The sequence below is a fragment of the Bacillus sp. FJAT-14266 genome, assembly GCF_001719225.1.
Taxonomy (GTDB): Bacteria; Bacillota; Bacilli; order Bacillales; family Bacillaceae; genus Bacillus; species Bacillus subtilis.
On sequence record NZ_CP017072.1, the window covers coordinates 2,148,267 to 2,160,011 of the forward strand.

General features: G+C 43.0%; 15 protein-coding genes. 10 read left to right on the forward strand and 5 right to left on the reverse strand.

Annotated features, from left to right (window positions below):
* Positions 1 to 128: 128 nt before the first annotated feature.
* Both BGM23_RS11480 and BGM23_RS11485 read left to right on the forward strand, forming a co-directional pair.
* On the forward strand, positions 129 to 1,040 hold the full coding sequence (locus BGM23_RS11480; RefSeq protein WP_029318029.1) for a ring-cleaving dioxygenase: 912 nt from the start codon (positions 129 to 131) through the stop codon (positions 1,038 to 1,040).
* A gap of 15 nt (positions 1,041 to 1,055) precedes the next feature.
* The gene (locus BGM23_RS11485; RefSeq protein WP_029318030.1) at positions 1,056 to 1,658 is read left to right on the forward strand and encodes an alpha/beta hydrolase; all 603 of its coding nucleotides are present in this window, start codon (positions 1,056 to 1,058) and stop codon (positions 1,656 to 1,658) included.
* A gap of 42 nt (positions 1,659 to 1,700) precedes the next feature.
* Here the strand turns inward: BGM23_RS11485 and BGM23_RS11490 are convergent, their stop codons facing one another.
* On the reverse strand, positions 1,701 to 2,309 hold the full coding sequence (locus tag BGM23_RS11490) for a nitroreductase family protein (protein WP_014477092.1): 609 nt from the start codon (positions 2,307 to 2,309) through the stop codon (positions 1,701 to 1,703).
* A 129-nt stretch (positions 2,310 to 2,438) separates the two neighbouring features.
* On the opposite strand from BGM23_RS11490, the gene yodB reads away from it, so the two are divergent.
* Positions 2,439 to 2,777: a transcriptional regulator YodB gene (gene yodB, locus BGM23_RS11495; RefSeq protein WP_004399427.1), complete on the forward strand. Its 339-nt coding sequence runs from the start codon at positions 2,439 to 2,441 to the stop codon at positions 2,775 to 2,777.
* 412 nt (positions 2,778 to 3,189) lie between these two features.
* Here the strand turns inward: yodB and BGM23_RS11500 are convergent, their stop codons facing one another.
* Positions 3,190 to 3,579 carry a tautomerase family protein gene (locus tag BGM23_RS11500; protein WP_021481482.1) on the reverse strand — a complete coding sequence of 130 codons (390 nt, stop codon included), beginning with the start codon at positions 3,577 to 3,579 and terminating at the stop codon, positions 3,190 to 3,192.
* A 364-nt stretch (positions 3,580 to 3,943) separates the two neighbouring features.
* Here BGM23_RS11500 and BGM23_RS11505 point away from each other — a divergent pair, with 364 nt between their 5' ends.
* Entirely contained in the window at positions 3,944 to 5,278 is a 1,335-nt protein-coding gene (locus BGM23_RS11505; protein ID WP_029726814.1) for a gluconate:H+ symporter, read from the forward strand.
* Positions 5,279 to 5,362: 84 nt separating this feature from the next.
* Entirely contained in the window at positions 5,363 to 5,599 is a 237-nt protein-coding gene (locus BGM23_RS11510; protein ID WP_014480034.1) for a hypothetical protein, read from the forward strand.
* A 33-nt stretch (positions 5,600 to 5,632) separates the two neighbouring features.
* On the opposite strand, the gene gerT is transcribed toward BGM23_RS11510, so the two are convergent.
* Positions 5,633 to 6,106 (reverse strand): Hsp20/alpha crystallin family protein, encoded by a 474-nt coding sequence (gene gerT / locus BGM23_RS11515; RefSeq protein ID WP_046663369.1) that lies wholly within the window; start codon positions 6,104 to 6,106, stop codon positions 5,633 to 5,635.
* A gap of 98 nt (positions 6,107 to 6,204) precedes the next feature.
* Here gerT and rarD point away from each other — a divergent pair, with 98 nt between their 5' ends.
* From rarD to bshB2, 4 genes are all read left to right on the forward strand, one after another.
* The gene (gene rarD / locus BGM23_RS11520; protein ID WP_029726816.1) at positions 6,205 to 7,101 is read left to right on the forward strand and encodes an EamA family transporter RarD; all 897 of its coding nucleotides are present in this window, start codon (positions 6,205 to 6,207) and stop codon (positions 7,099 to 7,101) included.
* A gap of 75 nt (positions 7,102 to 7,176) precedes the next feature.
* Positions 7,177 to 7,455: a hypothetical protein gene (locus BGM23_RS11525; RefSeq protein ID WP_029726817.1), complete on the forward strand. Its 279-nt coding sequence runs from the start codon at positions 7,177 to 7,179 to the stop codon at positions 7,453 to 7,455.
* Positions 7,452 to 7,802 carry a YojF family protein gene (locus BGM23_RS11530; RefSeq protein WP_003231213.1) on the forward strand — a complete coding sequence of 117 codons (351 nt, stop codon included), beginning with the start codon at positions 7,452 to 7,454 and terminating at the stop codon, positions 7,800 to 7,802. Before BGM23_RS11525 ends, BGM23_RS11530 begins: the two co-directional genes overlap by 4 nt.
* An 18-nt stretch (positions 7,803 to 7,820) precedes the next feature.
* Positions 7,821 to 8,486: a bacillithiol biosynthesis deacetylase BshB2 gene (gene bshB2 / locus BGM23_RS11535; RefSeq protein WP_003231215.1), complete on the forward strand. Its 666-nt coding sequence runs from the start codon at positions 7,821 to 7,823 to the stop codon at positions 8,484 to 8,486.
* Between the two features lie 25 nt (positions 8,487 to 8,511).
* On the opposite strand, the gene rsbRC is transcribed toward bshB2, so the two are convergent.
* Positions 8,512 to 9,360, reverse strand: coding sequence for an RsbT co-antagonist RsbRC (gene rsbRC / locus BGM23_RS11540; protein WP_014480032.1), 849 nt, complete (start codon positions 9,358 to 9,360; stop codon positions 8,512 to 8,514).
* A 15-nt stretch (positions 9,361 to 9,375) separates the two neighbouring features.
* The gene (locus tag BGM23_RS11545; protein WP_046663365.1) at positions 9,376 to 10,734 is read right to left on the reverse strand and encodes an MATE family efflux transporter; all 1,359 of its coding nucleotides are present in this window, start codon (positions 10,732 to 10,734) and stop codon (positions 9,376 to 9,378) included.
* A 265-nt stretch (positions 10,735 to 10,999) separates the two neighbouring features.
* Between BGM23_RS11545 and cdaS the strand changes: the two genes are divergently transcribed.
* A complete protein-coding gene (cdaS, locus tag BGM23_RS11550; protein WP_015251893.1) occupies positions 11,000 to 11,623 on the forward strand; it encodes a cyclic di-AMP synthase CdaS in 624 nt (207 codons plus the stop codon).
* Positions 11,624 to 11,745: the final 122 nt, after the last annotated feature.

Sequence of the window (11,745 nt, forward strand, 5' to 3'; positions counted from 1 at the left end):
ATCACAAGATAATTATTAGAAAAAAATGATTTTTTCAATTATTTAATCAAAACACATGGTTTGCATCCTTTTCAATAAAGGTTTAAAATAATAAATATCTTGAAATCGAGATAAATAGGAGTGAGAAAATGAAAACAGAAGGATTGCACCATGTCACAGCATTCGCCAGAGATCCGCAAGAAAACTTGCGATTTTATACAGAAGTGCTTGGGCTCAGGCTTGTTAAAAAAACAGTAAACTTTGATGATCCCGGAACGTATCATTTTTACTTTGGGAATCAAAACGGAGATCCCGGTACAATAATGACCTTTTTTCCGTTCCAAGGAAGCGGACAGGGAACGGTAGGAAAAGGCCAAGCGGGCCGGGTGTACTTTTCAGTTCCCTCAGGCTCCCTGTCTTTTTGGAAGGAGCGTCTTGAGAAAAGCGGGCTGAGCCTAGAGGAAAAAACGTTGTTTGGTGAAAAAGGTCTTATTTTTGATGATACAGAAGACCTTCCGCTGGCGATCATGGAGGATGCGAAAAGCGGCAAAAGCGAGTGGACGCCTGACGGGATCACAACAAATGAAGCAATTACGGGAATGAAAGGTGTGCTGCTATATTCCTACGACCCGCAGGCGACCATACAATTGTTAACGGAAAGCTTTGGATACACCAAAGTGGCCGAAGAAGACCAGATTGTCAGACTGGCAACCTCAGCGGCCGTCGGCGGTGTCATTGATGTCCATTTACACCCTGAAAAAAGAGGAGTCGGAGGATATGGTACGGTACACCATGTAGCGTTTCGGACAAAGAAAAACGAACAGGCGAAATGGCTGCCGATTATTGCTGAAAACCATCTGCCTTCGTCAGAAATTCTCGACAGGGAATACTTTACATCAGTTTATTTCAGGGAGAAAGGCGGTATCTTATTTGAAATTGCCACAGATGAACCGGGCTTTATGACAGATGAAACGTTTTCTGAGCTAGGGACTTCCTTAAAACTGCCTGAATGGCTGGAGAAACATAGACACCAAATTACAGACATTTTACCTGAACTTTAAAAGGGGGAATTTATAATGAAGCATATTTATGAAAAAGGAACATCTGACAACGTACTTTTGCTGTTGCATGGCACGGGCGGTAATGAACACGATCTGCTTTCATTGGGGCGGTTTATAGACCCTGATGCCCATTTGCTTGGTGTCAGAGGATCGGTGCTTGAAAATGGAATGCCGCGATTTTTCAAACGTCTGAGTGAAGGAGTTTTTGATGAAAAAGATCTTGTGGTGCGGACAAGAGAATTGAAAGATTTTATCGACGAGGCTGCAGAAACGCATCAGTTTGATCGCGGCAAAGTGATTGCAGTCGGTTATTCAAACGGCGCAAACATTGCGGCAAGCCTGCTTTTTCATTATAAAGATGTGTTAAAAGGGGCTATTCTGCATCATCCAATGGTTCCGATTCGGGGTATCGAGCTGCCTGATATGGCGGGGCTCCCTGTTTTTATCGGTGCCGGGAAATACGATCCTCTCTGCACGAAGGAAGAATCAGAAGAGCTTTACCGCTATTTACGTGACAGCGGGGCATCAGCCTCCGTTTTCTGGCAGGACGGGGGCCATCAGCTGACTCAGCATGAAGCTGAACAGGCTCGTAAATGGTACAAAGAGGCGATTGTATAAAAAAACCTTAGTCCGGATTTCGGACTAAGGTTTTTCATATCCTTACAGCCAAGTTGATACTTTTGAAAGCGGCAGACGGTTGCTTTGATGCGCAGGCTTCACTGCTTTGCCGATTGAAATAAGCATAACCGGAACATAGCGCTCACTGATATCAAATTGCTTTTGGAACTGCTCTTTGTTAAATCCGCCGATTGCGCAAGTGTCATAACCTTTTGCTTTTGCGGCAATCATAAGCTGCATAGCAGCTAAAGAAGCATTTAAGAAAGCGGAATCACGTGCGAATTGCTCGCTTTGGTAAGCACCGTTGATTTGGCCGAGCAATGTTTGTTTGATTTCATCCGTAATATAGCCTTGGCTTGCTAATTCAGCATAAACTTCTTCACCGTTTTCATTTGCCTTTAAATCGCCTAAAATGGCAACAACAGCAGAAGACTCAACGATTTGTTTTTGATTATACGCTACAGGAAGAAGCTCCGCTTTTGATTCATCGCTGTGGAATACTGTAAAATGCCAATGCTGAAGGTTCCAAGCGGAAGGCGCTTTAGCGGCAAGGTCTAATAGCTCAGTCAGCTCCTCCTTAGAGATCGGGGCATTTGTATCATATTCCTTTACAGATGCACGTGCTTTTAAAACATCCAGAGTATTCGTCATAGTGTTTCCTCCTTCGGATAAACGTGGTATGATAATAGAAAAGTTAGAAGCTTACTAAATGTAACTTGAAAGATTATTGTAATGGATCATTGAATACATGTCAATCAATAGATGAAGGGATGAAGGCTTGTGGGAAATACGATGTGCCCTAAAATGGAATCCGCATTCTCATTGCTGGGAAAACGATGGAACGGTCTGATCATCCATGTGCTAATGGATGGGCCGAAACGGTTTAAAGAGATAACGGAAACAATACCTATGATCAGCCAAAAAATGTTGGCAGAGCGCTTGAAGGAGCTTGAACAAAACGAGATTGTCGAACGGCAGGTTCTCCCTGAAACGCCGGTCAAAGTCATCTACACGCTGACTGAAAAAGGAACAGCGCTTCAAGCTGTATTTCAAGAGATGCAGGCATGGGCCGATCAATTTTGCGAGCCTGGTGACACAGTGTGTGAAGAAGAGAAATAAGGAAAGCGGCGTCTGAAAAAGCGCTCTTGTTTCCATGGTGAGTCATGTAAGTACGGTTCACACCCACACCCGTTTACATGACTTTTTATATTTGTCAGACTGACATTTCCGGATTGGCAAAAGTGTCATGTGCATATGAAGGGGATATATAAAATAGGAAATGATCAATAAGCTATAACATCCAACCTGTTGTAAATGGGGATTATGATGTATCTTATTATGCAAATCAGCAAAATTTTATATTTTCGGCCAAAACCCAGTCAGCTTCCAATTGGCATTTAAACCGGATATAAAAGGAAATCCAGGTTTTTCGTATTGCTGGATGCTTCTATACTGATGACTTTCGCATTTATGAAAAAAGAGAGAGCTTCTTTGGAGCTCTCTCTTCTTTTTTTTGTGGGGAGACGAAATCTTATAGTTTTCCATTCAAAAATTGCGCCTCACCGAGACCGAAACTCCAGTCTGCGTCACCATTCTCAGTAATAGATACCATGAGGTCTTCAGGGGAAATTCCGCATTTTTCTTCTAGCCTTTCAGCAAGCAGAGCATACAATTTTTCCTTTTGGCTTTCGGTTCTTGCTTTGCTTGTCATGCTAATGATGACCATATCCTTGGTTCTCTGAAACCCTAATCCCGTATCCTGGATTATAAGCTCGTTTGCGGGATGCTGATGGACAATTTGATAACGGTCTCTTTCCGGAACACCAAACGCTTCAACCATCGCTTGGTGAGCAGTATCTAATAACAATTGCAGCGATTTTTCGTCACGGCCTTCAATTACATCAAAACGCAATAATGGCATGTGTACTCCTCCTTTTGTGAAGTTGTTATCCGTCTGTTCTCATATTGTCTCATTTGCTTCCAGACAATGGATAGATATAATGATTGGCAGTCAACTTTAAAAAACATAACATATAACCAAAAGTTAATCAACATATAACTAATAAATCATTGGGTTAGGCGGTAGGTAATCGAGATAAGCTCATAAAAACGCTTGACAGTCATTGATTAGGAGATTAGTATGAACATATTAGTTGATCAAAAGATAACAATCATATAACCAAGACGTTTTTAGTGATTAATGAAAGCGCTTTCTGTTCATCTAGGCATGAAAAGCTCCAAAACATTGTCGCGAGAATCATATAAAACACTTTTGGAGGGGTACCATGCCGATTTTAATTGTAGCTGTCGGAGTGCTGATTCTGTTATTTCTCATTATTAAAGTAAAATTAAATACCTTTGTCTCACTGATTGTCGTTTCATTTTTAGTAGCCATCGGACTTGGAATGGATATCAATAAAATTGTTCTTTCAATTGAGGCTGGAATTGGCGGGCAGCTGGGGCATTTAGCTTTAGTGTTTGGACTTGGCGCGATGCTTGGGAGGCTTGTCTCAGATGCTGGGGGCGGCTACCGGATTGCCATTACGCTGATTGACAAATTCGGGAGGAAACGAATACAGGCGGCGGTTGTGGTTGCCTCTTTTATCATCGGGATTGCCCTATTTTTTGAAGTCGGTCTTGTTCTGTTGATACCGATTGTTTACGCGATTGCTAAAGAATTAAAAATGCCTTTTCTGTATCTGGGAATCCCGATGGCCGCCGCCTTAAATGTTACTCACGGATTTTTGCCCCCGCATCCTGCTCCAACTGCTATCTCAGTTGCATACGGTGCCCATATTGGCCAGGTGCTGCTTTTTGGAATCATCATCGCTGTTCCGACAACTGTGATTGCCGGGCCTTTATTTAATAAATTTGCGATGAAACGGTTTCCTGGTGCGTATCAAAAGCATGGAAACTTATCGGGGTTAGGACCGAGGAAAGAATTTCAGCTGGATGAAACACCGGGCTTTGCGATCAGTGCTGTCACGTCTTTATTCCCGGTTATCTTTATGGCAATGGCAACAGTTTTTTCTTTATTATTGAGTGAACATTCAAAAGGAAAAGACATTATAGAATTTATCGGCACTCCGGGAACGGCAATGCTCATTTCGCTGTTGCTTGCACTCTATACGATGGGATATGCCCGTAAAATATCTATGCAGGAAATCAGCAGATCTATTTCAGAATCAATTTCCCAAATTGCGATGATGCTGCTCATCATAGGAGGGGGAGGAGCGTTTAAACAGGTGCTGATTGACGGCGGGGTCGGCGATTATGTCGCTGATTTTTTCCGTCAAACAAACATGTCGCCGCTATTCGTTGCATGGACCATCGCCGCGGTTCTGCGTCTGTGTCTAGGCTCTGCTACCGTGGCTGCGCTTACCACAGCGGGAATGGCAGCTCCGCTTATGGAGGCTGGCAGTGTAAACCCCGCGTTAATGGTGCTTGCAACAGGAGCCGGCAGTGTCATTGCGTGTCATGTAAATGATGCAGGATTTTGGATGGTAAAGGAATTTTTCGGCTTGAGCATGAAAGAAACATTTCAAACCTGGACGTTGCTTACAACAGTTCTTTCGGTTACAGGGCTCGGCTGTGTGTTATTGGCAGGGCTTGTGATGTAACAATCATAGACAGTCCGTAGCCCAATCGTTTTTCTTCCTTGCTGAATACTTTACGTATAGGCAGACATAAAGGAGGAAAAAATCATGTACCCTCATCATTCGTATTATCGCGGAATCCCAGGTCCAGCCGGATATCCGGCGCGTAGTCCTTTTTTGTTTGGCGCTCCTCTAGTCGGCGGTTTATTAGGCGGTTTTCTCGGGAGTGCGCTGTTTAACTATTCTCGTCCCTATGCCTATCCTCCTGGCCCTTATGGATACGGAGGCGGACCGTACGGTTTTGGTGCCGGTGTGCCATACGGGGGATATCCTGGCTTCTATTAATAAAAACGGCCTGCATCGATTGCAGGCCGTTTTTTATCGGATGATTTCTACCTCGGACATATTGTAGTCTTGCTGTTTTTGAAACATGACTTCCAGAAGGCCATCCTTATAGACGGCTTTTGTTCCTTTGCGTTTGACTAAACAAGGAAGATTTACTTTTTTCGGATGATCTGACCTTGGGAAGTTTTCCAACCATAATTCGTGAGATGTGTGTTTAATTCTCACATGTTCCAGCTGTTCTTCGCCGATTGGTACCTTTACAAACACATGGTCTGCTGTTTCGAATATATCAATATCAGGTTTGACATCAGGTTTTGCATCAGGTTTTGCGGGCTGTTCTTTTTGGGGGAGAGGATCGCGGAAAGGAAATTGAGCCGCATAATCACTGCCGAACACACTTTCCATCACACGATTGACATACGTTTCAACTTCTTTCGGATCAGCTTTTTTTAATGCTTCTTTAGAAAATTGATTGTGGAAAGGAAAGTACTTGTTCCACTCAAACATTGTCTTCACATCCTTTCTTCACGGACAAAATAGTATATGCCCGCCAGATCTTTCACGTGATATAATATAAGATGCTCTAAAGAAAGGCAGGGATATCAATGCAACATGCAGAAACAAAAAAAGGCGTTATTTACACAGCCGTTTCCTTTATCATGTGGGGCCTGTTTCCGCTCTATTGGAAGCTTCTCGAACAGCTGCCGGCTCTTGATATTTTGGCTCATCGTATTATATGGTCTTTTGTTTTTATGTGTATCGTACTTTTTTTCTTGCGGCAATGGAAAATAGGATGGCAGGAGTTGCGCTCTCTGAAAAAGAACGGAGGGATCCTCTCTTTATTTCTTGCTTCTATCCTGATTTCGATCAACTGGTTTGTATACATATGGGCTGTCAACCATGGCTTTTTGCTTGAGGCTAGTCTTGGCTATTACATTAATCCGCTTGTATCAGTGCTCCTTGGGATTTTATTTTTAAAGGAAAAACTGAATCGCCTGCAATTAGTGGCCGTTTCGATTGCGGCAGCCGGTGTCATCATCTCGGCGTTCCAATACGGCTCCATTCCTTATGTTGCGCTTCTCCTTGCATTCAGCTTTGGGCTGTACGGGTTAAGCAAAAAAAGAACAAGCCTGCCGAGTGCCATCGGCTTAACGCTGGAAACATTCATGATTATGCCGATTGCATTAGGGTATTTGCTGTTCAGCGGACATGTTCAGCCAGCGGGTGCAGAAAGCGGAGGGACGTGGCTGCTTCTCTTTTTGGCCGGTGTGTTTACGGCTTTGCCGCTCTTATTGTTTGCGGAAGGAGCGAAACGGCTGCCGCTGTATCAAGTCGGTATCTTACAATATATTGCGCCGACCATTACCCTTCTGATCGGGCTGTTTGTTTACAATGAGCCATTTTCCAGCTCGAAGGCTTTTACATTCAGCTGTATATGGGCTGCGCTGATCTTGTTTACGTTTTCACAAGTGAAGTGGAAACGGGCGTCAAAAAGCCATTGAGGCCTTTGGCTTTTCAGCCGATGCATATATTATGTATAATCATTTCATGTATGTAAGACATAAAGGAGCAAGACGATGGACAATGATAAAGAGATAGTGAAAGCCTATACTTCACTTTGGAATAACCGATCTCTCGCACATGATGACGCAGAAGCGGTAGCAGAGGCGATTGATCTTGAGCTCTTGGATAAACGAACACATCCAAGACTCCGAAAACCGATGCTGGAAAAATATTTTGCCGCGATTCAGCGCATTGTGAATTCACAGCTCGAACCGGCTGTGAAATATCAGCTGGTCAAATTACATACAGAACGTGCAGAGTATTTAAAAGAAGAAAGAGGGGAGCAATCATGAAAGCGATCATAAAAGAAGATGTGCAAGCATCTTTAGAACGATATGCGGACCGCCCTGTATATATCCATTTAGAAACCACCACAGGTTCTTATTCAGCGCACTTAAATGAAAAGAACATGACGGTTGTTGCGTATATCCGCAATGCAAAAGTCACTTATCATCAGGCAAAAATCAAAGGCAACGGACCTTACCGCGTTGGCTTGAAAACAGAAGAAGGCTGGATTTATGCTGAAGGCTTGACTGAATACACGGTAGATGAAGAAAACCGTTTATTAATGGCGGGACATCTGCCGGGCGGTAAACTGGCTATTTCTCTGCAAATCAGCGAAAAACCGTTCACAGTTTAAAGAAAAGGGTGAATAATAATGAAAGAACATGTACTAGTAATCCTGCCTCACCCTGATGATGAATCATATGGAGTGGCAGGCCTCATTGCCTTAAACAGAAAAAAAGACATTCCCGTTACGTATGCCTGCGCCACTTTAGGTGAAATGGGCAGAAATATGGGCGATCCATTTTTCGCGAATCGGGAAACGTTGCCGCTATTAAGAAAACAAGAGCTCATCAATGCCTGCAAAGAAATGGATATCAATGACCTTCGTATGCTTGGACTCCGTGACAAAACGCTCGAATTTGAAGATGATGAGTATTTAGCTGATATCATGGAAGAGATCATAGATGATGTAAAACCAAGTTTAATTGTCACATTTTATCCCGGACACGGTGTGCACCCTGACCATGATGCATGCGGGGAAGCGGTGATCCGTGCATTGTACCGCAAAAAGAAAGAAGACCGTCCGCGTACAATCTGCATGGCCATTACCCGCAACAGAGAAGAGGTTCTCGGCGAAGCTGATGTCGTGCTTGATATCAAAGAAGTAGCTGATATTAAAATGAATGCGTTAAGAGCTCACCGCACACAAACAGAAGGCATGCTCAGAGAGCTTGAAGAGAAATTGAAAAATAATGAACCTGTTATGGCAACATGGTTTGAAGAAGAAATATATTGGACGTATCAATGGAATGATTAATCAAAAAGGTATAAGGCCTTAAGCCTTATACCTTTTTTAATTTTAAGTCCGATGCAATTGCTGAAGCGAGAGTGGATCTCAAGGAAATACCTTCGAAAGACAAACCTAGCTGAACCGCTGTTTGCGCGATTTCCGGACGGATTCCAGACAAAGTTGAAGAAACACCGATTAAACGAAGCGCCTCAATCAGACTGAACAGCTGATGGGCAACCATCGTATCAATCACAGCTACTCCTGACAAATCAATATACAGTTGTGTCACCTTTTTTTTCGCACATTGATGCAGTGTGTTTTCCATAATCAGCTTGGCGCGGACTGTATCAATATCTCCGATTAAAGGCAGCAGTCCGACGCTGTGAAACAGCACGATGACCGGAGCGCTCAATTCAGTAATCATATCTTTTTGGGCCTGAAGCTGAAGGCTTGTGTTTTTGTACATTTCTTCTATAAAAATATGAATCACAAGATCAAACGCTTTTATAAGGGCGTGATACAGGTCTTCGGCTTCTTCGCTTTTCACAGTATCCTGATTGAGATGGACAAATTCTTTCACATAGGAAACATATAAATCTCTCACTCTGACAAACTCCCGAATAATATAGTGGATAGGAGTTTTTAAATGCTCTTGATCCTGTGTGACTTCAAAGGCCCATTCTTTCAGTATAGGCAAGTATACGTCCTCATCATCTATAAAAATACGGTTTATTTTATAGTTAAAGGCAAGATTCTGGCTCTTTAAATTGTGAATGACAACAGGGTCTGTTGAGGCATAAATAGAATTGGGGTCAGTCTCCTCGATTGTTTCATACCACGTTGAACTGATGGTTTCCGCATGCTGGGAAAGATACTCGAATAATTTTTTGTTTTTTGCCATGATTGATCACCTCTTTTAAATGTGTTGTTTTTGCGTATAACGTTTTTGCAGTTTTGCCAGCCTGAAAAACAGCCCAACTGCTCCGGCGGCGAGTCCTGCTATTAATCCAATCCAATAGCCGAATGCACCGAGGCTTGTAAACGTACCGACCATATAACCGACCGGAAGGCCAATGACCCAGTAAGAGACAAAAGCGGCCGCAAGCGTATAGTTCACATCTTTGTACCCTCTGAGTGCTCCCTGGATCGGTGCGGCAACAGCATCGGAAAGCTGAAAAAATAGCGCATAAATTAAAAAGTGCTGTGTCAGCCGGAGCACATCGGGGTCAGAAGTGTACATGCCCGCAATTTGCTCTCTGAATAAAAGGATACAGGCGGCAGTGAACAAAGAAAAGCCGATCGCCATCATGATGCCGATTAAGCTATATGAGCGTGCATCCTTAAAACGGGCTGCACCCGCTTCAAACCCGACAACAATTGTTAGAGCCATGGACACGCTAAGCGGCAGCATATATAACAGAGACGCAAAATTCATGGCTGCCTGGTGGGACGCGATGGTCACTGTATGAAAATGGCTCATGAGAAGCGTGACAGCTGCGAAAATGCTCGTTTCAAAAAACACGGCGAACCCAATAGGCAGCCCGATTTTGAGCAAATTTTTGCATGCTTTCCAAGAGAACTTATACATGGTAAGGAAAATCCCGTATTCAGAAAACGGTGCGTTTTTATGAATAATGAAAAAACTGATGATGCAGATACACCAGTAAGTTAACGCGGATGCCAGCCCCGCGCCTACACCCCCAAGTCCCGGCATTCCGAACTTCCCGAAGATAAATACATAATTCAATACAAAATTGATTGGAAGAGAACTGAGTGTAATCATCATGGTGACTCTCGTTTTTCCTAATGAGTCGATGAATGATCTCAACACGGTGTAAACAAATAAAGGGAAAATTCCCAGTGATAAAAAGCCTAAAAAGTGTTTAGCAATCTGATGCACGTGAATATCAAGGTTCAATCGGCCAAGAATAAGGTCAACTGCAGCATATCCAATCAATAAAACGGCGATGCTAAGTAGCGCGGCCACGTATACAGCCTGTAAAACAGTAAAGGGGATCTTCTGTTTTTTCTCTGCGCCTAATAGCTGAGCGACAATCGGGGTGACCGCCATTAATATACCTGCAAGTCCTGTGTAAACAGGGGTCCAAAGGCTTGAGCCAATCGCGACACCCGCTAAATCAGCGGGGCTGACTTTCCCTGACATCACCGTATCTAGAAAAGTCATAAGAGAAAGCCCCGCCTGGGTAATGAATATCGGTATTAAAATGTGCAAGAGCTGTTTGATTTTTTCCCGGGCGTTTTGAGTTTCTTTCATACATTGATCTCCGTTTCTTTTTCATAACGAGAGAAATTATAACATTTTATGTATAAAAAGCAATGAACGCCGGGCCTATTCTTTTTTTGTTGGTTTCGTTTTTCTAAACATTTGGGCATAAATAAAAGAAAGCGAAATCACGCCTAAAAAGGTGCAAATATACTGAATGATTCTTTCGATTTCCATTCTTTACATCCCTCCTTTACCAATAGAATGTGCATCAATAAGATAAGCATTCGTGAAAAGTTGGAAATTTGAACAGGAGATGAAGATTATGCGCTATGAGCAGATATCAGAAAATGCGTTCAAGGGGAAAATACAGGTGTACCTAGAGCAAATATTAGGTGATGCATCTCTAATCTTGAAAACGCTTCACGAAAAAGACCAGTGTCTCCTTTGTGAATTAGATGATTTGGGGCACATATTTCAGGACATGCAGGGGATTGCATCCTCCTTTTATTTGCAATCATACATTGAGGAATTTACGCCGGCATTTATTGAGCTGGCCAAGGCGATTAAAGCCTTATCGGAACATAAGCATGGAGCTTTAATTGTGATTGAAAGAGCAGACCCGGTTGAACATTTTATTCAAAAAGGCACCTCCCTACACGCCGAGATCAGCTCTTCATTAATTGAAAGCATCTTTTTTCCCGGAAACCCTCTTCATGACGGCGCTTTATTAGTGAGGGAAAACAAACTCGTGTCAGCAGCCAATGTGCTCCCGCTGACGACGAAGGAAGTGGATATCCATTTGGGAACCCGGCACCGGGCGGCTCTCGGTATGTCGGGCTATACGGATGCACTGGTGCTCGTGGTTTCAGAGGAAACAGGGAAGATGTCGTTTGCCAAAGACGGTGTATTATATCCGTTAATTTCACCAAGAACGTAAAAATAATAAAAAGGGCCTGATTAAGAATCCTATCATGAGACAAAATGACTGAATTCGTATCTTTATTAAAGCATTCGCTTCAAGCTGAATGCTTTTTGTCTTGAAGACAGGGAATATAAGCT

Excerpts from the sequence above, each read along its gene's own strand:
- BGM23_RS11480 (WP_029318029.1), top strand. The coding sequence starts at position 129 with ATGAAAACAGAAGGATTGCACCATGTCACAGCATTCGCCAGAGATCCG.
- BGM23_RS11485 (WP_029318030.1), top strand. The coding sequence starts at position 1,056 with ATGAAGCATATTTATGAAAAAGGAACATCTGACAACGTACTTTTGCTG.
- BGM23_RS11490 (WP_014477092.1), bottom strand. The coding sequence starts at position 2,309 with ATGACGAATACTCTGGATGTTTTAAAAGCACGTGCATCTGTAAAGGAA.
- BGM23_RS11500 (WP_021481482.1), bottom strand. The coding sequence starts at position 3,579 with ATGCCATTATTGCGTTTTGATGTAATTGAAGGCCGTGACGAAAAATCG.
- BGM23_RS11505 (WP_029726814.1), top strand. The coding sequence starts at position 3,944 with ATGCCGATTTTAATTGTAGCTGTCGGAGTGCTGATTCTGTTATTTCTC.
- BGM23_RS11510 (WP_014480034.1), top strand. The coding sequence starts at position 5,363 with ATGTACCCTCATCATTCGTATTATCGCGGAATCCCAGGTCCAGCCGGA.
- gerT (WP_046663369.1), bottom strand. The coding sequence starts at position 6,106 with ATGTTTGAGTGGAACAAGTACTTTCCTTTCCACAATCAATTTTCTAAA.
- rarD (WP_029726816.1), top strand. The coding sequence starts at position 6,205 with ATGCAACATGCAGAAACAAAAAAAGGCGTTATTTACACAGCCGTTTCC.
- BGM23_RS11525 (WP_029726817.1), top strand. The coding sequence starts at position 7,177 with ATGGACAATGATAAAGAGATAGTGAAAGCCTATACTTCACTTTGGAAT.
- BGM23_RS11530 (WP_003231213.1), top strand. The coding sequence starts at position 7,452 with ATGAAAGCGATCATAAAAGAAGATGTGCAAGCATCTTTAGAACGATAT.
- bshB2 (WP_003231215.1), top strand. The coding sequence starts at position 7,821 with ATGAAAGAACATGTACTAGTAATCCTGCCTCACCCTGATGATGAATCA.
- rsbRC (WP_014480032.1), bottom strand. The coding sequence starts at position 9,360 with ATGGCAAAAAACAAAAAATTATTCGAGTATCTTTCCCAGCATGCGGAA.
- BGM23_RS11545 (WP_046663365.1), bottom strand. The coding sequence starts at position 10,734 with ATGAAAGAAACTCAAAACGCCCGGGAAAAAATCAAACAGCTCTTGCAC.
- cdaS (WP_015251893.1), top strand. The coding sequence starts at position 11,000 with ATGAAGATTATGCGCTATGAGCAGATATCAGAAAATGCGTTCAAGGGG.